A 22,677-nucleotide genomic window follows, 5' to 3' on the forward strand; every position below is an offset into this window, starting at 1 on the left:
GACAAACATGCAAATCAATGTGCAAGGCGCAGACATCTACGCCTACACCGGCGGCAAGGCTTTCGACGCGGCCAAGCCCACCGCCATTTTCATCCACGGCGTGCTCTGCGATCACAGTGTCTGGGCGCTGCAAAGCCGCTACATGGCCAATCACGGCTGGAACGTCCTGGCCATCGATTTGCCTGGCCATTGCAAAAGCGGAGGGCAAGCACCGGAATCCGTCGAGGAGGCAGCAGCCTTCATAGGCGCGCTGATGGATGCGGCAAGCCTGCAGCAAGCTGCGTTGATCGGCCATAGTTGGGGCAGCCTGATTGCCATGGAAACTGCGGCCAGGCTAAAGACGCGCATCAGCCATCTGGTGCTGGTGGGTACGGCCTTTCCCATGAAGGTCTCGCCCGCGCTGCTGGAGTCGGCGCTGAACACGCCCGAGAAAGCCATCCAGATGGTCAACACCTTCTCGCGCGCCACGCTGGCACCGCCCAATGGCGCAGGCAGCTGGGTGTTCGGTGCCGGCATGGCCCTGGGCCGCCGCGTGCTGGCCAGCAACGCTCGCACGAATCTGCTGCATGCAGGCTTCAAGGCCTGTGACAGCTATGCAGGTGGCGAAGCAGCCATGACGCAGGCCGCCTGCCCGCTTCTGTTCGTGCTGGGCGAACAGGACCAGATGACACCACCCAAGGCCGCAAAAGGCTTGATAGAGGCGGCCAAAGGCGCCGGCAAGGCAGTGAAGGTGCAGGTGATTCCCAACGGCCACAACCAGATGACGGAGTCGCCCGACGCGACGCTGTTTGCGATTCGGGATTTCCTGGCTGCATGAGCGATTAAGCTTGCGCCATGAGCCAAACCTTCCAGCACCACGGCCAGCTGGCTGCCGCCTGCGCCGAATGGGCCAAGATTTCACTGACTGGTTTGCAGCCCCGGCGCAATCTCAATCTGAGCGATAAAAAAGCCGACTGGAAGGAGGCACTGAGCGCGCTCAAGCGCTTTGCCGACGGCGATAGCTATAAAGCTCCCCAGGATTTCAAGGCGCATGCCGCACTGGAGAACTACTGGAGATGGAAGGAAGCGGGCGAGCAAGCGCGCTGGCTGCTGATCTATGGCATTGACCTGGGTCTGAGCGGCGATGTGCTGCGCCCCATCTACCAGGAAGTGGCCGCGCTGTGGATTGATGCTGCCTCGGTGGCCGAGCATGCGCGCGCCGGCATGGCGCAGGAAACTGGCGAGGACTATGGCGTAGGTGCGCCGGTCAATACACGCACCGACGATTACGCTATTGCCGTGACCCTGCTGTCACTGGCCACACTGCTGGATGCACAGGACGACGTCCCGGCGATTGATGAGTATGTGCTGGCGTTCGATACGGACCAGTTGCTCGATTATCTGTGTGCAGGCGGTCTGCAGTTGCAGCAAGTCAGTGAGGAGCTTTTCCACAAACGCCCTTACGGCGCCATGAAGCCTTTTTTTGAGCAGCTCGAAGCCCTGCCTGACCCACTGCTGCCCTATCTGCAAACCCAGTACCAGGAGTTTCTCAAGCTCTCGCCCAAGCAGCAGAAAAAAGGCGGCCCGTGGCTGGGCACGGGCTACTGGGCGCTCGAGGTGGCCGCCCTGGCCGTGCTCTACGGCTGGGATGACAGTGCCTTGCGCGCCAGCCCCCACTACCCGGCCGATCTGGTCGACTACGCACGCGGGCGACTGGCTCAAACAGAGTCAGGCGATTCTTGACAGAAAAGCGGCGATGCGGCGGCTGATGCGATCGGGCAGCTCGCGGTGCGGTACATGGCCGCCACCGGCAATGATTTCAGCCTCGCAAGGGCCTTGCGCCCAGGTGCAGATGTTCTCGGGATGCACCAGGGAGCCGAATTCATCGAGCTCGCCGTGAATCGCCAACACCGGGCAATGCACCTGCTTCAAGGCAGCATCCAGCCGGTAATGCGCAAAAGGCGGGCTCAGCCAGGTGTCCACCCAGGCCGACAGCACCCAGGCCGCCTTGTCGCCATGGTAGCGAGCGAGTCGCTCCAGCTGGCCGGGCTGGGCAAAGTTGTCGCGCGCCGCACTGATGCCCTGCAGCGTGCGGTCTTCGACAAAGCTTTGCGCCGATTCGGTGATCAGCGCCTGGCACTGCCTTCCATAGGCCGCCGCCACCATGGCCGCCATGCCGCCGCCCACGCTATGCCCCAGCATCACGAAAGCGTCCAGGCCCAGCGCCCGGTGAAGCGGCGTGAAACCGGCCTCGACCTCGCTCTCCACAAAACTGGGCTGAAGCCGATGCGGATTGGGGTCCGAATGGCCGAAGCCCAGGCGGTCATAGGCAATGACTTCGCGCCCGGTGGCCGCAGCCAGCTGGGCGGGAAATTCGCGCCACAGATCCACACTGCCCAGCGAGTCGTGCATCAGCACCAGCGGCGCCCTGGCCGCCTCGCCCTGGGCTTGCCAGCGCTTGACATGCAGCTGCCCGTCGGGCGTCTGAACACGGGTTTCACTGGAGCTGATCACAACGGGCGGCATGGTGTCGTCAAGCATGGGCAGGGTCTGGGTTGAATGGCGATGAGATGTGCTGCCACCTTAGCAAAAGAGCGCTCATGGCCGCTTGGCCAGAAGCTGGAGTGGCCGCAAAGATGGTGAATCTGGCCGATTTTGATCAGTCTTGGCCTCTACAGCCTGTCGTTCAGGTGACGAAGCGCGCTTGCGGCGACCTGGCAGCACTCGCTAACCCGCTGGCCCGCACAGGCGGTCGGCAGTATAAAAACAGCATCCACTTCAACGGGGTTCGCCATGTCACAGACCACGACCTCAGAACCGGACGGCGCTGTCAAGGCCAGCGTGGATCCGCGCCAGTTCAAGAGCTTTGCCGAGTTCTACCCCTTCTATCTGGGCGAGCACCGCAACGCCACCTGCAGGCGGCTGCACTTCATCGGCACCAGTCTGTCGCTGGTGTTTCTGCTGGCGCTGTTTTTGACGGGCGACTGGTGGTATTTGCTCGCAGGCCTGATCTGCGGCTACGCCTTTGCCTGGGCAGGACATTTCGGCTTCGAGAAAAACAAGCCCGCCAGCTTCAAGCGACCGCTCTACAGCCTTCTGGGCGACTGGATGATGTGGCGCGACATCTTGCTGGGTCGCCTCAAGATGTAGCACCGCACCGCCTCTGAAGCACTTGCGCCGGCCTGCTGTGCGGGCAGCGGATCGGCTGCCCATGGGCCATGCGACGCCTGCCTTCAAAGGTCCCGCCCTTAGTGCAGATATTCATAGATATCCGCCCGCCGCCATCAAACTCTATGAATATCTCCACCCGGGGCGGCAATCAACTCGGCCACGGTCATGGCATCGAGCTGGGCGCGCTGCCACAGCGGCCGCACCGCCTCGGACGGCTCAAGCAACAGGCTCTGCACCAGAGGCTCAACCCGCGTGGCCTGCGGATCGACCAGCAACACATAGCGCGGCTCGGTGCTCTCAAGCGACACATAGGCATCGGGCGGCTGTACGGCCCCTACCCAGTCCAGCTTGGCCAGCGCCTGCAGCACGGGTTGAATCTGGGAGGCTTCCACGCGCAGGCGGCGCGACAGCTGGTGCACATACAGGCCCTTGTGCGGCAGCTCGCGCTCCTTGGCCAGGCATTGCAGCACCTCCACCGCCAGCTCGAACTGCCAGCCGCGATGCCCCGTCATCCGCTCCACGCCGGCGAGTACCGTGGGCAGATAGGCCGTGACCAGAGCTCCCAGCAGCACAATGCTCCAGGCCACATACATCCAGATCAGCAGGATCGGCAGTGTGGCAAACGCGCCGTAGATCACCGAGTAGGTCGGCACGGACGACAGATAGAGGCCCAGCACCTTCTTGGCCACTTCCATGAACACGGCCACGAACACGCCCCCCACCAGCGCATGGCGCCAGCGCACCGGCGTGTTGGGCACATAGTGGTAGAGCCCTGCCATGCCGGCGGCCAGCACCACGAACTCTATGGAATCAAAGACAAAGCGCAGGCTGCCGGGCAGCGCATTGACCAGGCCCTTGGAAGCTGACATCACATAGGACGAAAGCACCAGGCTCAGGCCCAGCAGCAGCGGCCCCAGCGTGATGGCGGCCCAGTAGATCAGCACCCGCTGGCCCAGCGGCCTGAGCTGGCGCACGCGCCAGATGTTGTTGAGCGTGCGGTCGATGGTCAGGATCAGCGCAATGGCCGTGACCATCAGGATGGAAAAGCCGACCAGGCCCAGCTGGCTCGCCTTGGAAGCGAACTGCGTGAGATAGCCCAGCACCTGGCGCGCAATGGTCTCGGGAATCAGGCTGTCCATCAGCCAGCGCTCCAGCACCTTCTGCGCCTTGCCAAAAATCGGGAAGGCCGTGAACAGGGCCAGCGCCACGGTAAAGAACGGCACCAGCGCCAGCAGCGAGGTAAAGGTAAGACTGCTGGCGGTCACGCCCAGCCGGTCCTCCTTGAAGCGCGCCAGCAGCACCTGGGCCGTGTTGTGCCAGGGGAAGGTACGCAGGCGCTGCTGCGCACGGCGGCTCCTGCGGCGCAAGGCAGCCTTGAGCTCCTGCTGGCTGGGCATCTGGGGCTTGGGGATGCGCCCGGCCAGATCCTTGCAGCCCGCCGCCAGCGCCCTGGCCTTGTCGAGGCTGCGGCTGCGCGGGCGCTCGGCAACGCGCTGCGGGCGTAGGTCGGGACTGTCCGCGACTCCTGAAGCGTAAGCATGCGCCGCTTTTTGCTCCTGGGCTGACGTCGCATTCGGCGTGGAATAGCTGCTCCAGCCCTGAGCTGCCGTGCTGAATGCTGCTGCAGGCGATACGGCAGGAGCTGGCACGGGTTCGGGCGGGCTCATGCTGCGGCCAGGTTCGGCCATGGGCTCGAACACCGGCTCCAGCGGTATGCCCGGACCATCGAGGCTGGGCTCCTGGCGCTGATCGAGCGGCCCTGCGCTCGCTACCTGCGCTGCCGCAGGCGCGTGCGCCGAAGCCGGTTGCGCCGGACTGTCCCTATCCTCCGCCACCGGCCTGGCTTGCTGAGCCTTGCCTTCCAGCGCCGCCCAGAAGCCAGCACGCTCGTTTTTCTTCATGACGGCACTCCTTCTCGAACGCAAAAGGAGGACGGGTGCTGCGCAACATCAAGCGCAGAACGCAAAACAAAACGACCGGATTCAAACAAAGCTGGCATGACCGATATGATGCCACTGCTATGACCGACGCCCTCTCGCCCCAAGCCGCCGAAAACACTTCTTCACCAATCCAGCAGCCCGGCTCCGATGTGGCCGCCACGCGCTGGTTGGCCGTGGGCAGCCTGCTGGCACTGATGCTGCTGTGCGTGGCCTGGGAGCTGTGGCTGGCCCCGCTGCGCGAAGGCGGCACCTGGCTGTTTCTCAAGGCCCTGCCGCTGGCCTTTGCCGTGATCGGCCTGCTCAAGCGCCGCATGTACACCTATCGCTGGCTCAGCCTGCTGGTGTGGCTCTACTTCACCGAGGGCGTGGTGCGGGCCTGGAGCGATGCCGCGCCCAGCCGCTGGCTGGCGCTGGCAGAGGTGGTGCTGTGCGTGTTGCTCTTCATCGCCTGCGCAGCCCATGTGCGCCTGCGCCAGCGAGCCGTCAAGGCGGCCCGGCTCAATCAGGCGTAATGCCTTCGAACTGCGCCAGCGTCTGCACCTGCGCCGCCAGCGCATCGAACAGCAGCTGCGCGGCCGGTGACAGCGCACGGCGCGGGCGCTGAATCAGCAGCGTGCGGCGCAGGATGCGCGGCTCGTCCAGCAGGCGAAAGCCCAGATCGCCCTGCAAGCCCAGCGAAGGGTGACGCGCCGTCAGCGCCGGAACGATGCTCACGCCCAGGCCCAGGCTCACGGCCTCGAACAGCAATTGCGGATTGGACAGGCGCAGCGGTGTCTGCAGCAGGCTCTGCGGCATGCCCGGTGCCGAAGCCAGCAGCTGGCTGATGGCGGTGTCGGTGGTCAGCCCCACAAATGCCAGATGAGGCAGTTGGGCCAGATCGGCCGCCGTCAGCCGCCCGGCCTGCAGCAAAGGCTCATCGAGCCTGGCCACCAGCCCCATGGCATCGCTGATCAGCGGCTGGGTCAGCAAATCGCCGCCTGCCGGGTGCGCCGCTCCCACGCCGAAATCCACGCTGCCGGCCTGCACGCGCTGGGCAATGCCTTCGGCGCTGTCCTCGATCAGATCCACCTCGATGCCCGGATGCCGGGCCCGCAAGGCGGGCAGCACCGGCAGCAGCAACACCGCCAGCACCGACGGAGCGGCAGCAATGCGCACCTTGCCGCGGCGCAGCGCGGCCAGATCACCCAGGTTCTGAAAGCCCTGCTCCAGGCTCTCGAAGGCCTGGCGCACATCGAGCAAGAAGGCCTGACCGGCGGCCGTCAGCCCCACGGTGCGCGTGGTGCGGTCAAACAGCCGCAGGCCCAGGGCCTCTTCCAGCTGCCGAATGGATTCGGACAGGGCCGACTGCGTCAGGCACAGCTCGCGGGCCGCAGGGGCAAACGCACCCTGGCGCGCCACCTCGTCAAAGGCGCGCAGCTGGCGCAGACTGATATTGTTCGGAAAAACCGGCATAACCAAGCAATTTATTTCGATTGTCCGGTAGTCTGCCATGCTCTACGCTTGCGGCTTCATGGTTTTCCTGCCGCAGCGCTGTGCCTGGCTTAGGATTTCCGTCTGTTTTCCCTCTCTGCCGCCCCCGCTGCGGCCTGCTTGCCATGACTTCTACCGCTTTGCTTGAATCCCTGCGCCAGATTGTGGGCGCCCCCCATGTGCTGACCGAGGGCGATCTGACCGCCTACGAGCAGGACTGGCGCAAGCGCGTACACGGCAAGTCCCTGGCCGTGGTGCGCCCCGGCAACACGGCCGAAGTGGCCGGCGTGGTCAAGGCCTGCGCCGCAGCCGGCGTGCAGATCGTGCCCCAGGGCGGCAATACCGGGCTTTCCGTAGGCTCGACCCCCGACGACAGCGGCCAGCAGGTCGTGCTCAGCCTGACGCGCCTGAACGCCGTGCGCCATATCGACAAGGACAATCTGACCTTCACCGTCGAAGCCGGCTGCATTTTGCAGAACCTGCAGGATCTGGCGGACCAGCAAGGCCTGCTGTTCCCGCTGTCGCTGGCCGCCGAAGGCAGCTGCACGATCGGCGGCAATCTGGGCACCAACGCCGGCGGCACACAGGTGGTGCGCTATGGCAACACCCGCGACCTGTGCCTGGGCCTGGAAGTGGTGACGCCCCAGGGCGAGATCTGGGACGGCCTCAAAGGCCTGCGCAAGGACAACACCGGCTATGACCTGCGCGACCTGTTCATCGGCAGCGAAGGCACGCTGGGCATCATCACCGCCGCGACCATGAAGCTGTTCCCGCAACCGGCCGCCCAGCTCACCGCCTTTGCCGCCGTGCCGTCCATGGAAGCTGCGGTGCGCCTGCTGGGCCTGGCGCACCAGCATCTGGGTGCGGGGCTGACAGGCTTTGAAGTCATGGGCCAGTTTGCGCTGAGCCTGGTCGTCAAGCACATGCCGCAGCTGCGCGTGCCCTTCACCGAAAAGGGGGCCGACATGGGCGACGAAGCGCCCTACTGCGTGCTGCTGGAGAACAGCGACAGCGAGTCCGAACAGCATGCACGCCTGCGCTTCGAGCACCTGCTGGAGCTGGCCTTTGAAGACGGCTGCGTGGTCAACGCCGTGGTGGCGGAAAACCTGACCCAGGCCCATGACCTGTGGCATATCCGCGAGAGCATTCCCCTGGCCCAGGCCGAGGAAGGCCTGAACATCAAGCACGATATCTCGGTCGCCGCCTCGCGCATTCCCGCCTTTGTCGAGCATGCCGACGCCGTGCTCAAGCGCGAGATTCCCGGCGTGCGGCTGGTCAACTTCGGCCATCTGGGCGACGGCAATCTGCACTACAACGTGCAGGTGCCCGAAGGCGAGGACGGCAAGGCCTTTCTGCGCGACAAGGAGGCCCTGGTCAACCACCTGGTCTACGAGGCCGTGGACGCCTTCGGCGGCTCGTTCTCGGCCGAGCATGGCGTGGGTGCGCTCAAGACGGACAAGCTCGAAAAATACCAGTCCCCCGTTGCCCTGCAGATGATGCGCGCCATCAAGCAGGCACTGGACCCGCAGGGCATCATGAACCCCGGCGTGGTGCTGACGCGCGGCTGATCCCGCCGCCGCCGATAAAAAAAGCCCTGCCAGGATCGGCAGGGCTTTTTTTCTGGCCGCAGCCAGGGCTTCATTGGGTGGTCTCGATATTGCGCAGCATGCTTTGCACCGCACTGGGCCAGGGAATGTCTGCGCCGTCCACATCGGTGAACACGGTCTGCCGGCCCTCGCTGAGCAGCCAGACGCGCAGGCCGTTGCGCACCGGGTCGATCACCACGGCGGCCATTTCCTCGCCGCCCTGATGCTGGCGATTGCCCATCACGTACAGCACAGCTGCGGAAGGCTCCAGCGGACCCAGGGCCTGCAGGTTCTTGAGCAGCGTGTCGTACTGAGGGCCCATCAGCGTCTTCAGCCGCAGGGCCAGCACGCCATCCTTCACATAGTCCACTCCATCCCAGCGGTACTTGCCCTGCAGCGGCTTGAGGCTGTCCAGGCCTGGCTCGCCGTCCGTGGCCACATGGGGAACGCGCACTTCCTCGACGGGCGCCGTAGCCGCCGCCTCTATCTGTGCCGTGGCCGCCTCCTCGATCTGTGCCGTGGCAGCGGGCGGGGCCGCCGCCGCCCGGGCATCCGCTGCAGCGGCGGTGGGAGCCGGGGCCTTGGTCTTGTCGCAGGCGACCAGCAAGGCCGCAGCGGCCAGCGCAACCGCCGCAGTGCTCACAAAATTGCGTGACATGAGCTCACTCTCCTTGTTTCAGCTCGGTTGTTTTCCTTGCCATTGTGAAGCCAGCGACAGCGACTTTGGGACAGACAGGGCCGCAGGCCGGGTCATTGACAGCCGGCAAGCCGGCACGCTCGCGCACGTGGCACACTTCGGCTGTCGCGGCCCCTGCGGGCCCACCCTCTTCAAGAGCAGCGCCACCTTGTGTACGCTGACGGCACAGCCAGTCTTTGCAAGTCTTTGACCGCTTTTTGCACCATGAACTCCACCACCTGCACCCTGCGCCCCGTGCGCTGCCAGTACGAAACCTTTATGCGCCATGTGTTCGAGCACGGCGCATCCAAGACCGACCGCACGGGCACGGGCACGCGCAGCGTGTTCGGCTACCAGATGCGCTTCAACCTCAATGAAGGCTTCCCGCTGGTCACCACCAAGAAGGTGCACCTGAAGTCCATCATCCTGGAGCTGCTGTGGTTTCTGCGCGGCGACAGCAATGTGAAATGGCTGCAGGAGCGCGGCTGCACCATCTGGGACGAATGGGCCGACAAGGAAACCGGCGACCTGGGCCCGGTCTACGGCGTGCAATGGCGCAGCTGGCCCAAGGCCGACGGCACGCATGTCGACCAGATTGCAGAAGTCGTCAAGCAGCTCCAGAACAATCCCGACAGCCGCCGCATCATCGTCAGCGCCTGGAACGTGGCCGAGCTGGACCAGATGGCGCTCATGCCCTGCCACTCCTTCTTCCAGTTCTATGTGGCCGACGGCAAGCTCAGCTGCCAGCTCTACCAGCGCAGCGCCGACATCTTCCTGGGCGTGCCCTTCAACATCGCCAGCTACGCGCTGCTGACCCATATGCTGGCCCAGCAATGCGGCCTGGAAGTGGGCGACTTCATCTGGACCGGCGGCGACTGCCACATCTACAACAACCACTTCGAACAGGTGCAGACCCAGCTGTCGCGACAGCCCTTCGCCTATCCGACGCTGAACATCAAGCGCAAGCCCGACTCCATCTTCGGCTACGAGTACGAGGACTTCGAAGTGCTGGACTATCAGCACCATGCCGGCATCAAGGCGCCCGTGGCGGTCTAAACTGCTGCTCTTCGAATCACTATAAAAATAGAAGCTGCTATCGCTTGATAGAAAACGATTTCAAGTACTTTCATATCTGAAATCAATAACTGACAAGCGCTAGTAGCTTCTTTATTGATAGCTATGGCCATTCAACTCATCTACGCCCGCGCAGCCAACGGCGTCATCGGCAAGGACAACACCATGCCCTGGCACCTGCCGGAAGACATGGCGCATTTCAAGGAACTGACCCGGGGCTGCGCCGTCATCATGGGCCGCAAGACCTGGGACTCGCTGCCTGCGCGCTTCCGCCCCCTGCCGGGCCGCTGCAATATCGTCGTCACCCGCCAGACCGACTGGCAAGCCGAGCCGGCATCCGACCAGGTCCTGCGCGCCGCCAGCCTGCCCGAAGCGCTGGCGCTGGGCTGCAAGCTCTCGCAAGACGTCTGGGTCATCGGCGGCGCGCAGATCTATGCCCAGGCCCTGCCGCTGGCCGATGCCGTGGAAGTGACCGAAATCTGCCGCGACTTCGAAGGCGATGCCTTTGCCCCCGAACTGGGCGAGCAGTGGCAGGCCGTGAGCCGCAGCGAGCATGTCTCTGCCAATGGCCTGCCCTACCGCTTTGTCCGCTTCGAGCGGCAGGGCTGAGCCTTGTCGCGGGCTCGTGCCGTGCGGTATCGCATCGGCACCGGCCGGCCAGCAGTCCGGCACGAGACAAAACTCTCTTGCCCTCGCGGTGTTGCATTGCAACAATTGTCAGCTTCACTGCATGACTGTCGTATGACAATGGCAAGGTCGCCTGCTGCAGCCTGAGCCCTCCAACCCCGCAAGCCTATCGCCCTTTCATCATGAGCCTAGTCCAGCCCCTGCCTCCTGGCACCCTCGATATCGTTGGCGATATCCACGGCGAATATGCAGCGCTGGTGCAATTGCTGGGCCACCTGGGCTACGACCTCCAGGGCAATCACCCCGAAGGCCGGCGACTGGTGTTTGTCGGCGACTTCTGCGACCGCGGGCCGGACAGCCCTTCGGTGCTCGCGCTGGTCGGCGCCATGCTGGCCTCGGGCACGGCCCATGCGGTGCTGGGCAACCACGAAATCAATCTGCTGCGCGAAGATGCCAAGGATGGCTCGGGCTGGTTCTTCGACAGTCGCATCGACGCCGATCAGCCCAAGTACGCGCCTTTCGCGCGCATGCCGGCCGAGCAGACTCCCGCCATGCTCGAGCGGCTCGGTCAGTTGCCGATCGCGCTGGAGCGCGAGGATCTGCGCATTGTTCATGCCGCGTGGCGGCCCGAGCAAATTGCCATGATTCGCCAGTTGCCCAGCGGCAGCGCACGCGCTGCCTACGACCACTTCGAGACGATTGCCGACGAACAGGCCATCGCCCAATGCGTGGCTGAGCGTATGCGCCAGGAAGAACAGAGCTGGCCTTACAGCCTCGAAGACTATCGCCACGAGCCGCCGTTTCTGCCGGCCCATAGCGAGAACGAACTCAACAAGGCCATGGTCAACCCTCTGAAGGTGCTGACGGCCGGCGTGGAACGCGAATGCCGCAACCCCTTTTACGCGGGCGGCAAATGGCGTTTTGTCGAACGCGTGGGCTGGTGGAATGAATATGAAGAAGCGCCCGCCGTCATCGTCGGCCACTACTGGCGCCGCCTGCGCCCGGCCGACGCACCGGCGCATGGCTCGCAGTTTGAAAACCTGTTTGGCGCAACGCCCCCGCTGTCATGGCACGGCCTGCGCGGCAATGTGTTCTGCGTGGACTATTCGGTAGGAGCGCGCTGGCTAGACCGCCTGCGCGGCCACGACCCTGTGCAGCGCAGCAAGCTCGCCGCCATGCGCTGGCCCGAGCGCGTATTGGTCTTTGACGACGGCACACAGGCCATATCGGAGAATTTCGAGCACTCCGCGGTGCTGCGCGATTGAAGCCATCTTCCACGCCTGCCAGCCCCTGCGGCATCAAGACAGCGCTGGCCTGAGCCGCGCCTTGCCGCCGCCTGAAGCCAGCTCTGGGCCTCGACCTATTTCGCGGGCGGCTGCCGCGCGTGCTGCACCCACTCCTCAAAAGCAGAGCCGTCAGGCAGCACGCAGGTATTTCGATCAGCATCCGCCCCCTTCTCGGTGCGCAGCACGCCGCCCTGTTTCTTGCAGTTGGCTTCCGAGGGGTTGCCAAAATTGACCGAAACCGATTGCGCGCAGCCACCGGCCGCCGCCACGACGATCATCATCCCTGCCAGGCTTGAAACATGTTTCATGGGCTCAATGTAGCAAACCCCTGCACGCCGGCCCATGCGCATTGGGCTTCAGAGCCGCAAATGCCAAGGTCCGCCACCCGAGGGATCGCGGCGGACAGCCTTGCCGGCAACAGATCTTTGTGTGTGTGACCCGCAGAGTCATTCGTCGCCCAAGTCCCAGAATCCCAGGCGGCCAAGACTGCCTGCCAAACTCAAGCGATTCACCTGCCAACTCCGTGTAACTTCGATATGTTGCTCTTGCGCGCTTGCATAGGCGCTCATGGCATTGAGTACATCGGTCATGCTGCCCACGCCTGCTAGGTATCGACCTTGCATGATCTCTAAGGACTTCATCGATTGCTGGACTAATTGTGTCGTGTGTGAAAGATTCTCAGTCTCCATCTTCAAACTCGCGTGCTGCGTCCACACATCCATTGATACTTGCAACCGATGTGTATCCAGAGCCGCAATCTGAATGGCCGCTTGCGCTTGCGCTTCTTGTACTTGGTAAGTTTTCTCGAAACCGTGAAATATTGGGATGCTCAATTGCAGCCCTATCGTGCTTTCCTTGCGGTTGCTTTCAGCGCCTACGCTGCCTGTCATACGATTTTTTGCTTTATTCAGATTTCCCGTCAATGACAATGTCGGGCGACCCTGCGCCTTAACTTCAGCCACGGCCGCGTTAGCGGCGGCCACGCGCGCTTGTGCAGCTACCAGTACCGGATGTTTTTGCCGCGCCACCGCAATCAATTCGTCCACATGCTCAACGTAACGATGAGTTTGCAGATTCGTCTCGTCGACTATGACGGGCACAGGATCACTCGCGCTCAGCCCCATTCTTAAGGCCAGAACTCCTTGAGAGCTGACTAATGCGCCTTGTTCGCGCGACCGTCGCAGATTTGCTTGGGTGTAGGCAGTCTGTGCTTGATAGCGATCGGCCAATGCGGCGGCGCCGGCCTTATGCCTCTCGCTTGCCGCAACAAAGTGCTCTTTGGACATGGCTAAGACTTGCTCTGCCGCGGTTAAACGCCGATGCGCTGCTTGCACCGCAAAATACAGCTGAGCTGCGTCTAAAAATGCACGCTGCATTGCATCGTTTTGGTCGGCATTAGCGGCTGCAAGCAGCTCGCGCGCACCGTCTAGTGCCGATTTCCTATGGCCTGAATCAAATAGAACCCAACTAAAACTAAGCCCCCCCGATTGCACCCGGCTGTTCGTTCGCATTGGGCCACGCTCATCCTCGTAGGTCACCGAACGACCCGATGAATTGACGGACTGGCCATCGATACGTGGCAGGTATGCCGCACGTTTCTGGCCCAATTGAGCTAGACGCAGTTGCGCTCCGCTTAGCGCTTGACGTAGGGTGGGGTCATGACAAAGGCTTCGTTCTATTGCTTCAGCGAGGGCGAGCGGGGTGGCTATTTTTCCGGTTCTGCTGCAAGAATCACGGTCAGCGTGTAACGTCTGTTCAAGCGCTAGCTGGATTGGCTCAATCGCATTAGCTTTTGACCCCACGCCGTGGGCGGCAGAGATAGATGCAGAACAAGCGGTAGCAATCAAGAGGCTGAGGACGGCTAATCGACGCAAGAAAGCTGCTCCTCGTACCGGTTCGATGATGGACTATGGCTATGCAGGTCTGCGACGCGGCCATTAGCGAGGACGATGACTCGGTCGGCGCTGGCGATTGTTTCAGGCCGATGGGCAACGATAATGCAGGTAATCTTCAATGCTCTCACGGCAGCATTGACTCGACGTTCGCAGTCGGTATCGAGATGGCTGGTCGCTTCGTCAAGGAAAAGTATCTTGGGTCGCTTGTACAAGGCACGAGCCAGCAGCAGTCGTTGCCGCTGCCCGCCCGACAGCGCGGCGCCCATATCACCGACCAGAGTGCTGTATCGCATAGGCATACATTCAATATCGTCGTGTAGGCCTGCAGCTTTTGCGCATTCCATGACCCAGACCATGTCGGAATCAGGAGAGAAAAAGCTGATGTTCTCGGCAAGTGTCCCGGCGAATAACACGTCATCTTGCATAACGCTGCCGGAAATGTCGCGCAATGCGCCAACTCCTAGCGCCGTAATTTCCTGTCCCGACACACGTATGCTGCCCTGGCCGATTGGCAGGATGCCAAGCAACACTTTGCACAAGGTGCTTTTCCCACCACCAGACGGTCCCACTATCGCTACGGATTCACCCTCTGCAATGGTGAAATCAACCCCGTCAAGCACCCAAGGTTCCTGGTCCGAGTAGCGGTACCTCAAACCTTTCACCTCGATATTTGCGCGTAAATTTACGATTGATTCGCGGTCCATTTGAATCGCCTCATCCTCTGGAGGATGGAGGGCAATATCGGCGAGGCGCTCGCTATGTAGGCGCAACATGAACAGCTCGAAAACACGATCTATTAAGCTACCAACACGACCGCTGAACTGTGACTTGTACGCATAAAAAGCCATCAGCATGCCTACCGTGAACTCCCCGTCCATCACCATGGTGGCACCTAGCCAAACCACCACCAAGTTCTCAACTCCGAATAGCAGCGCATTGGCCTGCTGGTAAAAAAGTTGCAGCTTTTGAGATCGAATGCCTGCGTTCATCTGCTCAACGAATAGGCTCAACCAGGCTGAGCGTCGCAGATCAAGATGACGGAAAAGCTTGATTGCTTGGATACCCCGAATTGTTTCGAGGAAGTGGGTCTGCTGTCGAGCACCATGGACGATTTGCTCCTCAGTAGCGTCGCGCAACGGGGTGTACCAGGCGCATCGAATCATGGCGTAGATCGTCATGGCACCGACTACCACCATTGCTAGCTGGGGGCTAAAGACAAACATCAGCGTAACTGTCGTGATTGCCATCAGCCCGTCAAGAATGACGGACAGGAAGCTTGCAGTAAGGGTCTGCTGGATTTGATCAGCTGATCCAAATCGCGCGACCAAATCGCCCAAGTGCCTTTTCTCAAAATATTGGCTGGGCAATCTCAAAAGATGGCTAAAGACGTTGGTTCGCCATTGAACGCTAAATAGCGTGCTCATATGAATCATGGCCCAAGCGCGGGCGCTGCCGAGCACGACCTGCAAAATGAGCAGTGCCGAGAACGCTAGCACTAGCGTGTTAAGCAAGCCGCGGTCATCGCTGACAATTACGTTGTCGATGGTCCATTGCATTAAAAAGGGGCCAACGAGGGTGAATGCCTGCAACGCGCAGCCCAAGACCAGAATCTGGCCTAGCGAGCGTCGTAACCCGCTAATCTTCCCCATCAAACCAAGCAGCCGTATCCGGGGCTTAGCTTCTTTTTTCTGAAAGTCTGCGGACGGCCACAGTTCCAAGGCTATTCCTGTGAATTTCTTGGAAAAATCACTCAATGCCATGCGCCGGGCGCCGCAGGCTGGATCATGGATGTCCACGTGCCGGCCATTAACGGATTTGACGACAACAAAATGATCAAATTCCCAATGAACTAGGCAAGGTAACGACAAATTGTCTAGCTCATTCAACTCCAGTCGAAGAGCTCGCGTACCCAGTTTCAATTGCTGGGCTATTTGCATAATCTGCGCCAGAGTCATGCCTTTGAGCGACACACTGAAGCGCTGGCGTAATTCCGTCACATCTGCGCGGTATCCGTGGTAGCTGGCGATCATGGCGAGGCAAACCAGCCCGCACTCAGCCGCTTCTGTTTGTATAACCACAGGAAGGCGTCGGCCAAAGCCCAACGCGAGCGCATCGAATCCGTACATATCTTCTCCTACACCCGGCCCGTAAGACTGAACAACGGCTCAAGCACCCACTCATAGAGACGTCGCTTGTCCTGCATGATGTCTGCGTCCAAGTGCATGCCACTTTGCAGGGGGCGTGGCTGGCCATAAGCTAAGACGTCCTGTGCCGACAGCCCAACGCGTAGGCGATAGAGCTGCTCGGTACTGCTGTCCATGCCGTGAATTCCGTTTACGGTGCGAGCAAGCTCTGCCGGTGGAATGCTGGAGCGCGAGATCGACAGGACTTGTCCCTTATAGATGCCGAACTTTTGGTATGGGTACGCTTGATAGCGAATATTGACCGCATCACCTGATTTAATGAAACCGATGGACTTGCTGGGTGCGTACAGTTCCGCCTCCAACTGAGTGTTTGACGGCACAATGCTCACCAGCGGTAGCCCACTGTCAACGCTGTGTCCGACTTCGGCAAAGGCCGCAGTCGCAACTCCGGCCTCGGGTGCACGGATGAGCACGGTTCTTCGCGCTTCGCTTTCAGCAAGTTCCTGCTTAATGGCGGAAATCTGACGATCTGTTGCAGCCAACTGATTAGCCTGCCGCAGATCCAACCCCGATAGTTCGTTGCTTCGCTCTACGCGTTGCTGCTCTAGCGCGGCAAGTTCTCGTTCCAAGCCTTGAAGCACCTTCATCTGTGCGAGGTGGTCAGCCTGGCGCTGCTGAAATTGGTCGGTAGAGATGTAGCCTTTTTCGACTAAGCCCTGGTAACGCTGCGAAGCATCTTTGGTGATGTGAACCAATTGTCGCTGACTGACGATCTGGGCCTCCAGCGCTTTAGATTCCCGCGATATGCTGGCTAATTTGCTGACCAAGGTGTCGCGCTCATCGGCATGCAATTTACGCGCTTTGTCTAGTTCGCCAGTCAGTAGGTCGCGGCGGTCCGTGAGATGGCTGCTGATTTCCGCTTGCACCGGAGACGCGTTGGCATCGTAGCGTTCGCTGGAAATCTTATATAGCGGAGCACCGCGGGCTACCGTCATGCCCTCTGAGACGTATTTTTCTAGAATGACGCCGGCCTGCAGCGCGTAGACTTTCATCTGTCCGCCCACAGGCACTAATTGACCTTTTACCGTTGTCCGTTTGGTATAGGACCCCAGTATCAGTATTGCAAACAGCGTGACGGTCACGGTGCCTGCGAGAGTGACAAGCATCGTGAACGATAATGGCCGGGTCAGAATGATCTTTCCTAACCACGGCACAACCTCGGCAGAAGATGCCTCTTTTCGATAAAAATCGACTGGAGCCATACCCGTCACCGATTAGAAGACGGGTTCCAAGACATCTTGGCGGCAAAGCTCGGTGACAAGTGATCGAATCTTTTTAGGTGCGATGGCTTGGTGCTGTGACAGCAATTCACCGACTGCAATCCCCGGCGTTTGAGCAATTGACTGAATTACTGAAAGACTTGATTCGTCTAAATCTACTCGGGTTCCGTTTGCAATGAGGTAGTTTTTATCCATACCATGCAATGCAATCGCGCACAATCGCAGGCGCTGCTCGTCAGGCAGGGTGGCATCGCCTGGACTGCCCAGAGTCTCAATAGCTAACGACGAGTCGAGGCGGGCAGCCGCTAAATGCTCATCCTGAAACCTCCGGTAATTGTCGGAGTTGGCTAAAAAGGCTGCGATGTGGCTAGCCATTGCCTGGATGGTGTCTTGACTCTGGTCCCACTCAGAAAGAGGTTTGCGAAGTTCCACATACGACTTGGCCTGTTCGACGGCCCATGCGAGGTAATTGTGGGCAAGTGGCGGGAACGTACCAACCGATAGGTGAAATGTCGGCTCACCAAGGGGAAGAGGGTTGTGCCACCAGCCACGAGGCAGATAAAACACATCACCCGCTTCAAGCACGAAATCCATACAAGGCTGGTCCGGGCAAGGGTAGGCATGCTCGTAATCCTTGCTTTGCTGAGTGTAGATTGGGTAGGGCAGCGATGGTTCGTAAACAGTCCAGCGCTTGCGGCCAATTAACTGGATGGCAAATACATCGCGGGTGTCCCAGTGTGCGCGGAAGGAATCTCGTGTACCGAAAGCAGCGTAGATGCTACTAACCACTTGCTGCCCCGTAAACCGACAAATCTGTTTTGCAAGCGAGTCAATGAGTGGTTCATTCTTGATTTTATTGGCGATTAGAGTAGCTCCATCACGCAGATAGTCGTACACCACGGGTTTGATAAGGCGGTGTCGAAGAACGCCAATGTCCATGTACGGCTCCACATACAGGGACTTATCCACCGGGCCCCCATGTGAGATTTTGAAGTCTTTAGACAAGACATCGCACCGTCCGAAAACTTCGTTTGCAGCTTGCCAGGTAATCAAAGAGGGGGAAATTGCGCCACGGATTAGCAGCGGCTTTACCCCAAAATAATTCTTCTGAAAATCTGAAGAGGAAATGCCAAGCTCTAATTTCATATTATTAAGATTTTTGCTACTTGTCTTTTAACCGCGCAGCAGATAATATATTTACTGCACGGCAACTATTAATACAGTTGATTATTGATAATTAGTTCCGCTATAGTCAGTACCCGCTTCGTCTAGCATTCTTTGTCCCGCGCCGGCGGCCATTCCTACGTTGGCCCCGACCACAGAACCTACAATCGTATTGGCCATGAAAGACATAACGGTCGGAGCCGCGGGTCCAGTGACAAAGCCAGCAGCTGCGCCACCTAAGATCGCGAGGCCTAGCCCTCCCCATGAACCCGTACCAGAGACAGCGGAATGGGTTATAAACGTTGCACCCGACGATATACCTCCTATGACGGCTCCAGCGGGGCCAAATCCACCGCTAATCACTTCACAGTCACGTAAAGTTAGTTCTCTCATACATTTCCTTTCAAAATAATAACCACTTCTCAGCCATGGACGAGGCAAAACCGGAAGTAGATGTCATAAATATAAAAACTAATAGGTTTGGTTTTTTATCCCAATCTTTTTTCCATAACTTCCTTATTAGTTGGTAGGCGCCGTACAGCGCGAAAAAAACCGCGAACCAGGCAACACCCACTACTAGCATGTTTTCCCAGGTTCCGGTAACCCATGTGGCACCCATAAAATTCATCGCTTCCCTCCCAATTTTGGAAAATACGTAATGCCAAAATCAGCAAGAATCAAACTTAATGTAAACGAGAATGATTCTTTTTTAATCTAGCATTGAAAGTGAAAAGTCGGAAATTTCATGCAGAAACTGAGGGGGTAGTCAGTCCTTTTAAAACAAAAGCCACTTCTCGGCCATGGCTGAGGCATAAGCTGAAGTACATGTCATAAACAACACAACTAATTGGTTCGGTTTTTTATCCCAATCTTTTTTCCATAACTTCCTTATTAGTTGGTAGGCGCCGTACAGCGTGGAAAAAACCACGAACATAGAAACGCCTACTACTAGCATGTTTTGCCAGGTTCCGGTAACCCAGGTGGCACCCATAAAATTCATCGCTTCCCTCCCAATTTTGGAAAATCCGAAACGCCAAAATCAGCAAGAATCAAACTTAACGCAAACAAGAATGATTCTTTTTTAATCTAGCATTGATAGTGAAAAGTCGGAAATTTCATGCAGAAACTGAGGGGTAGTCGACTGAACCAGTGCGGTATGGCGATTTTTTCGGAGGCTACTGTGCCGTTGAGACTGGCTGGCCAGTAAATATTCCGATTTGCCACGCAAGCGAATCTATTATGGGTTCATTCTTGATTTTATTGGCGATCAGCGTTGCCCCATCTCAGGTAGTCGTACACCACAGGCTTGATCAAGCGGTGACGAAGATCGCCAATATCTCTGTAACGTTCCACATACCTGGACTTAGGGACAAGCCCAGTATGAGAGAGTTTGGAATCTCCTGCAAAGACATTGCAGCGTCCAAAAATTCCGTTTGCATCTCGCCAAGAAAACGATGAGGGTGAAAATGCTCTGCGCACCAGTAACGGCTTCACCCCAAAATATTCCCTTTGAAAGTCTTCAGAAGAAATTCCTAGCTCTATTTTCATTTTTATGATGAGTAGTGTTATTTGTTTTTAATAGTGCAATTAAAAATTGATGGGGCTCCGTAGAAAGATCTAAAGCATTGGGTTATTGATAGTTAGTACCACTATAGTTGGTCCCTGCTTGGTCGCTTATACTACTTTCGACCACACCACCGGCTAGGCCTGTGTAGAAGCCGACCTGAGATCCAATAATCAGGTTAGCACCCACCTGCATCGCGCTTCCTCCCGCAGGCCCTAACAAAAAGCCGGTAGCCGCACCTACAACAGTGCTGTTGAGTAGCCCGCCAAGCGAGCCGGTACCGCTACCAATGGTGGCACCAATATATGTCGTAGCCCCCGTCACTGCACCAATGCCAGCCCCCACAGGGCCGAAGCCGCCGCTTACCACTTCACAGTCCTGTATTGTTAGCTCTCTCATAATAATTTCCTTTCAACTAAATATCCATTTTTCGGCCCAACGGCCTATAACAACCGATACAGCAAGAGTCAGTGTGAAAAAACCGACGTTGAGTTCCTTTTTTCGATTTTTCTTTTGCATTTTCCCAAGTAATTGATAACCTCCAAAAATAATAAAGAAAACTATTAGCGTGATAGAAAATGTTACTAGGAAGTGAGAGGTTGTACCTAAATGCCATTTCGCGCCAAGAAAATCCATTTATTTACTCCTTCAAGATACCGGCAAATAGGCTGCAGTGAATGTAGGGTATATTCATAGTTTCTTTAGCTATTGGCCGTTTAAAAGCAAGCGCTGTCAGTGACTTTTGACTGGCAAGACGAGCAAGGTGCTCGAAACGAGGAACAGACTGCACATCTATAGGCGAGATCAGCCACTATCAGATCATTGCCGACACGCACGGATTAGCGATATTTTCCGGTGAGATTCTGAGGAAGGCTGCAGCAGGATTGTCTAAGATCAGAGCTTGCTGAGCGAGAACGACTGCTCCACTAGATATGTATCCGGCTTCTATGAACTCCTTCTTAATTCCTAGCCTTGGAAAAACTCCGAACCATTTATGACGGGGTGAACTATGCCAAATGTTCACCAATGCTAGGGGTTCGCAGCTTGAGCTGCTTTTGCAAGTTAGTTCTCTCACACATTTCCTTTCAAAATAACAACCACTTCTTAGCCATGGGCGAGACAAAACCGGAAGTAAATGTCATAAATATAAAAACTAATAGGTTTGGTTTTTTATCCCAATCTTTTTTCCATAACTTCCTTATTAGTTGGTAGGCACCGTACAGCGCGAAATAAACCACGAACCAGGCAACACCCACTACTAGCATGTTTTCCCAGGTTCCGGTAACCCAGGTGGCACCCATAAAATTCATCGCTTCCCTCCCAATTTTGGAAAATCCGTAACGCCAAAATCAGCAAGAATCAAACTTAATGCAAATAAGAATGATTCTTTTTAATTTAGCATTGAAAGTGAAAAGTCGGAAATTTCATGCAGAAACCGAGGGGGTAGTCGACTGAACCAGTGCGGTATGGCGGTTTATTCGGAGGCTACTGTGCCGTTAAGCACAAGTTGACTATGCAGCCGCCGCCGTCGTGAGAAGTGGCCCCATTCCTTTGAACAACGCAACCCTGTTGCTAAGCGAAATCCTCGGGGTTATGCCGCCTGCATTTGTGCAAACGGCAAAGCTGCAAAGTACGCCTCATCAGGGGTAGCCCGGTTGTGCGCCTGATGGGTGGCTGGAGAGGTGTCCAGCCCGCGTGAGTTTCGCAGCGGGGAAGCATGCCCGAACTCACCACTTGCGTGCACAGCATTGATGCGCCAGATACCTATTCTGCTGTACTCCCACTCCTGTATCTGCAGCCCTCGCTATCGACCAGGGCCTCTCTATCCTTAGTCTTTTAGCTGTGAAAGAACTGCTTGAGCCTTTCATAGAGGAAATCATTGAGCAACTTGATGCGCCGGGGTGTGTGTTCGCGCTGGGGAATGAAAACATGCACGTCCAGACGAGGGCCGCTGTAGCCGAGGGGGAGCTCTACCAGCGCTCCGCTGGCTATGAGAGGTCGCGCAAAGTAATCTGTCAGTTGGCCGATGCCTGCCCCCTGCAGCACGAGCTGCCGCTGTACGGCAGGGTCCTGCGTGATGAAGGAGAACGGCGGCTCCAGCATCGTCTGCCGGCGGGCCGATTGAAAGGTCCAGGGCCAGATGCGGTTGGTGCGTGGGTGCCTCAGGCCGATGCAGCAGTGCTGCAGCAGTTCTTGCGGGCTCTTGGGTGTCCCCTTGGCGGCCAGATAAGCAGGCGCGGCGCAGAGCATGTGAGTGAAGCGCCCGACTCTGCGCGCGACCAGCGATACGTTGAGCAGTGGCCCGCCGATCACACCGATATCCATGCCCAGGTCCACCGTGTCGGGCCAGGGGTTCTGCGTCACGAGTTCGATGCGGATATCGGGATAGCTTTCGTTGAACTGTGCCAGCAGTGGCGCCACCAGCAACTGCCCGAGACTCAGGCTTGAGGCCACCTTGATCGAGCCGGTGATGCCGCTTGCGCGGTCGCGCAATTCACGCTCGCCCTGGTCGATCGACTGAAGACCGACGCGGCAACGCTCATAGAACACACGGCCGTCTTCCGTCAATGCCATGCGGCGCGTGGAGCGGTGGAACAGGCGCACGCCCAACCACGATTCGAGCTGTGATATTTGCAGACTCACAGCCTGTGGCGTCAGGTGCAGCGATTGCGCGGCACGGCTGAAATTCTCTGCCTCAGCCACGTTCATGAATGTGGTGATGAGTCTAAGCCTGTCCATGGATTTACAAATTCTGCTTGAAGCTGTTTCAATCTTGCACCCACTGTGACAGCACGCGGGCGCTAAGTAAAGTTCGGCAAAC

At 58.5% G+C, this 22,677-nt stretch carries 22 protein-coding genes; 8 read left to right on the forward strand and 14 right to left on the reverse strand.

Translation table 11 applies throughout. The features are described 5' to 3' along the window. Positions 1-7 precede the first annotated feature (7 nt). Together AC1RTQ_RS15405 and AC1RTQ_RS15410 are read left to right on the forward strand one after the other, a co-directional pair. The gene (locus AC1RTQ_RS15405; RefSeq protein WP_492876975.1) at positions 8-817 is read left to right on the forward strand and encodes an alpha/beta fold hydrolase; all 810 of its coding nucleotides are present in this window, start codon (positions 8-10) and stop codon (positions 815-817) included. A 17-nt stretch (positions 818-834) separates the two neighbouring features. Beyond that, positions 835-1,722, forward strand: a complete 888-nt coding sequence (locus AC1RTQ_RS15410; RefSeq protein ID WP_492876977.1) for a PoNe immunity protein domain-containing protein — start codon at positions 835-837, stop codon at positions 1,720-1,722. Here the strand turns inward: AC1RTQ_RS15410 and AC1RTQ_RS15415 are convergent. Beyond that, on the reverse strand, positions 1,708-2,520 hold the full coding sequence (locus AC1RTQ_RS15415) for an alpha/beta fold hydrolase (RefSeq protein ID WP_492876979.1): 813 nt from the start codon (positions 2,518-2,520) through the stop codon (positions 1,708-1,710). The genes AC1RTQ_RS15410 and AC1RTQ_RS15415 overlap by 15 nt on opposite strands. Before the next feature lie 252 nt (positions 2,521-2,772). Between AC1RTQ_RS15415 and AC1RTQ_RS15420 the strand changes: the two genes are divergently transcribed. Then, complete coding sequence (locus AC1RTQ_RS15420; protein ID WP_492876981.1) at positions 2,773-3,129, forward strand: Mpo1-like protein; 357 nt, start codon at positions 2,773-2,775, stop codon at positions 3,127-3,129. Between the two features lie 134 nt (positions 3,130-3,263). Here AC1RTQ_RS15420 and AC1RTQ_RS15425 read toward each other — a convergent pair whose 3' ends face one another. Next, positions 3,264-4,547, reverse strand: coding sequence for a YihY family inner membrane protein (locus AC1RTQ_RS15425; RefSeq protein ID WP_492877126.1), 1,284 nt, complete (start codon positions 4,545-4,547; stop codon positions 3,264-3,266). Positions 4,548-5,086: 539 nt separating this feature from the next. Here AC1RTQ_RS15425 and AC1RTQ_RS15430 point away from each other — a divergent pair. Continuing rightward, the gene (locus tag AC1RTQ_RS15430) at positions 5,087-5,602 is read left to right on the forward strand and encodes a DUF2069 domain-containing protein (RefSeq protein WP_080746895.1); all 516 of its coding nucleotides are present in this window, start codon (positions 5,087-5,089) and stop codon (positions 5,600-5,602) included. On the opposite strand, the gene AC1RTQ_RS15435 is transcribed toward AC1RTQ_RS15430, so the two are convergent. Continuing rightward, entirely contained in the window at positions 5,589-6,542 is a 954-nt protein-coding gene (locus AC1RTQ_RS15435; protein WP_492876983.1) for a LysR family transcriptional regulator, read from the reverse strand. The two genes, AC1RTQ_RS15430 and AC1RTQ_RS15435, sit on opposite strands and share 14 nt — an antisense overlap. Positions 6,543-6,685: 143 nt before the next feature. Between AC1RTQ_RS15435 and AC1RTQ_RS15440 the strand changes: the two genes are divergently transcribed. Continuing rightward, positions 6,686-8,128 carry an FAD-binding oxidoreductase gene (locus AC1RTQ_RS15440; RefSeq protein ID WP_302089889.1) on the forward strand — a complete coding sequence of 481 codons (1,443 nt, stop codon included), beginning with the start codon at positions 6,686-6,688 and terminating at the stop codon, positions 8,126-8,128. A 70-nt stretch (positions 8,129-8,198) separates the two neighbouring features. Here the strand turns inward: AC1RTQ_RS15440 and AC1RTQ_RS15445 are convergent, their stop codons facing one another. Beyond that, the gene (locus AC1RTQ_RS15445; RefSeq protein WP_492876985.1) at positions 8,199-8,804 is read right to left on the reverse strand and encodes an Ivy family c-type lysozyme inhibitor; all 606 of its coding nucleotides are present in this window, start codon (positions 8,802-8,804) and stop codon (positions 8,199-8,201) included. Between the two features lie 243 nt (positions 8,805-9,047). Between AC1RTQ_RS15445 and AC1RTQ_RS15450 the strand changes: the two genes are divergently transcribed. From AC1RTQ_RS15450 to AC1RTQ_RS15460, 3 genes are all read left to right on the forward strand, one after another. Further along, positions 9,048-9,878, forward strand: a complete 831-nt coding sequence (locus AC1RTQ_RS15450; RefSeq protein ID WP_302089887.1) for a thymidylate synthase — start codon at positions 9,048-9,050, stop codon at positions 9,876-9,878. Between the two features lie 123 nt (positions 9,879-10,001). Beyond that, positions 10,002-10,505, forward strand: a complete 504-nt coding sequence (locus tag AC1RTQ_RS15455; protein ID WP_492876988.1) for a dihydrofolate reductase — start codon at positions 10,002-10,004, stop codon at positions 10,503-10,505. A 200-nt stretch (positions 10,506-10,705) separates the two neighbouring features. After that, complete coding sequence (locus AC1RTQ_RS15460) at positions 10,706-11,788, forward strand: metallophosphoesterase (RefSeq protein ID WP_492876990.1); 1,083 nt, start codon at positions 10,706-10,708, stop codon at positions 11,786-11,788. Positions 11,789-11,883: 95 nt separating this feature from the next. Here AC1RTQ_RS15460 and AC1RTQ_RS15465 read toward each other — a convergent pair whose 3' ends face one another. The 10 genes from AC1RTQ_RS15465 to AC1RTQ_RS15510 all read right to left on the reverse strand — a co-directional run bounded on the left by AC1RTQ_RS15465 (position 11,884) and on the right by AC1RTQ_RS15510 (position 22,595). Further along, positions 11,884-12,117: a putative hemolysin gene (locus AC1RTQ_RS15465; protein WP_409816692.1), complete on the reverse strand. Its 234-nt coding sequence runs from the start codon at positions 12,115-12,117 to the stop codon at positions 11,884-11,886. 138 nt (positions 12,118-12,255) lie between these two features. Continuing rightward, positions 12,256-13,683, reverse strand: a complete 1,428-nt coding sequence (locus AC1RTQ_RS15470) for a TolC family protein (RefSeq protein WP_492876992.1) — start codon at positions 13,681-13,683, stop codon at positions 12,256-12,258. Beyond that, positions 13,671-15,830 carry a peptidase domain-containing ABC transporter gene (locus tag AC1RTQ_RS15475; RefSeq protein WP_492876994.1) on the reverse strand — a complete coding sequence of 720 codons (2,160 nt, stop codon included), beginning with the start codon at positions 15,828-15,830 and terminating at the stop codon, positions 13,671-13,673. The genes AC1RTQ_RS15470 and AC1RTQ_RS15475 overlap by 13 nt, the downstream gene beginning before the upstream one ends. 8 nt (positions 15,831-15,838) lie before the next feature. Then, positions 15,839-17,110, reverse strand: coding sequence for an HlyD family secretion protein (locus tag AC1RTQ_RS15480; RefSeq protein ID WP_492876996.1), 1,272 nt, complete (start codon positions 17,108-17,110; stop codon positions 15,839-15,841). Between the two features lie 12 nt (positions 17,111-17,122). After that, entirely contained in the window at positions 17,123-18,274 is a 1,152-nt protein-coding gene (locus tag AC1RTQ_RS15485; protein ID WP_492876998.1) for a cupin domain-containing protein, read from the reverse strand. A 421-nt stretch (positions 18,275-18,695) separates the two neighbouring features. Further along, positions 18,696-18,920, reverse strand: a complete 225-nt coding sequence (locus tag AC1RTQ_RS15490; protein WP_492877000.1) for a hypothetical protein — start codon at positions 18,918-18,920, stop codon at positions 18,696-18,698. Between the two features lie 147 nt (positions 18,921-19,067). Next, positions 19,068-19,292, reverse strand: coding sequence for a hypothetical protein (locus tag AC1RTQ_RS15495; RefSeq protein WP_492877002.1), 225 nt, complete (start codon positions 19,290-19,292; stop codon positions 19,068-19,070). A gap of 975 nt (positions 19,293-20,267) precedes the next feature. Then, positions 20,268-20,492, reverse strand: a complete 225-nt coding sequence (locus AC1RTQ_RS15500) for a hypothetical protein (protein ID WP_304349552.1) — start codon at positions 20,490-20,492, stop codon at positions 20,268-20,270. 449 nt (positions 20,493-20,941) lie between these two features. Next, a complete protein-coding gene (locus AC1RTQ_RS15505; protein WP_492877004.1) occupies positions 20,942-21,166 on the reverse strand; it encodes a hypothetical protein in 225 nt (74 codons plus the stop codon). Between the two features lie 526 nt (positions 21,167-21,692). After that, the gene (locus AC1RTQ_RS15510; protein ID WP_003063765.1) at positions 21,693-22,595 is read right to left on the reverse strand and encodes a LysR family transcriptional regulator; all 903 of its coding nucleotides are present in this window, start codon (positions 22,593-22,595) and stop codon (positions 21,693-21,695) included. Positions 22,596-22,677 lie beyond the last annotated feature (82 nt).

Source organism: Comamonas sp. GW821-FHT11H03 (assembly GCF_058807955.1).

Coding starts and splice junctions, on each gene's coding strand:
- AC1RTQ_RS15455 (WP_492876988.1), top strand. CDS start 10,002: ATGGCCATTCAACTCATCTACGCCCGCGCAGCCAACGGCGTCATCGGC.
- AC1RTQ_RS15445 (WP_492876985.1), bottom strand. CDS start 8,804: ATGTCACGCAATTTTGTGAGCACTGCGGCGGTTGCGCTGGCCGCTGCG.
- AC1RTQ_RS15495 (WP_492877002.1), bottom strand. CDS start 19,292: ATGAATTTTATGGGTGCCACCTGGGTTACCGGAACCTGGCAAAACATG.
- AC1RTQ_RS15420 (WP_492876981.1), top strand. CDS start 2,773: ATGTCACAGACCACGACCTCAGAACCGGACGGCGCTGTCAAGGCCAGC.
- AC1RTQ_RS15450 (WP_302089887.1), top strand. CDS start 9,048: ATGAACTCCACCACCTGCACCCTGCGCCCCGTGCGCTGCCAGTACGAA.
- AC1RTQ_RS15500 (WP_304349552.1), bottom strand. CDS start 20,492: ATGGATTTTCTTGGCGCGAAATGGCATTTAGGTACAACCTCTCACTTC.
- AC1RTQ_RS15440 (WP_302089889.1), top strand. CDS start 6,686: ATGACTTCTACCGCTTTGCTTGAATCCCTGCGCCAGATTGTGGGCGCC.
- AC1RTQ_RS15485 (WP_492876998.1), bottom strand. CDS start 18,274: ATGAAATTAGAGCTTGGCATTTCCTCTTCAGATTTTCAGAAGAATTAT.
- AC1RTQ_RS15510 (WP_003063765.1), bottom strand. CDS start 22,595: ATGGACAGGCTTAGACTCATCACCACATTCATGAACGTGGCTGAGGCA.
- AC1RTQ_RS15425 (WP_492877126.1), bottom strand. CDS start 4,547: ATGCCCAGCCAGCAGGAGCTCAAGGCTGCCTTGCGCCGCAGGAGCCGC.
- AC1RTQ_RS15435 (WP_492876983.1), bottom strand. CDS start 6,542: ATGCCGGTTTTTCCGAACAATATCAGTCTGCGCCAGCTGCGCGCCTTT.
- AC1RTQ_RS15475 (WP_492876994.1), bottom strand. CDS start 15,830: ATGTACGGATTCGATGCGCTCGCGTTGGGCTTTGGCCGACGCCTTCCT.
- AC1RTQ_RS15415 (WP_492876979.1), bottom strand. CDS start 2,520: ATGCTTGACGACACCATGCCGCCCGTTGTGATCAGCTCCAGTGAAACC.
- AC1RTQ_RS15410 (WP_492876977.1), top strand. CDS start 835: ATGAGCCAAACCTTCCAGCACCACGGCCAGCTGGCTGCCGCCTGCGCC.
- AC1RTQ_RS15505 (WP_492877004.1), bottom strand. CDS start 21,166: ATGAATTTTATGGGTGCCACCTGGGTTACCGGAACCTGGGAAAACATG.
- AC1RTQ_RS15460 (WP_492876990.1), top strand. CDS start 10,706: ATGAGCCTAGTCCAGCCCCTGCCTCCTGGCACCCTCGATATCGTTGGC.
- AC1RTQ_RS15405 (WP_492876975.1), top strand. CDS start 8: ATGCAAATCAATGTGCAAGGCGCAGACATCTACGCCTACACCGGCGGC.
- AC1RTQ_RS15465 (WP_409816692.1), bottom strand. CDS start 12,117: ATGAAACATGTTTCAAGCCTGGCAGGGATGATGATCGTCGTGGCGGCG.
- AC1RTQ_RS15480 (WP_492876996.1), bottom strand. CDS start 17,110: ATGGCTCCAGTCGATTTTTATCGAAAAGAGGCATCTTCTGCCGAGGTT.
- AC1RTQ_RS15490 (WP_492877000.1), bottom strand. CDS start 18,920: ATGAATTTTATGGGTGCCACATGGGTTACCGGAACCTGGGAAAACATG.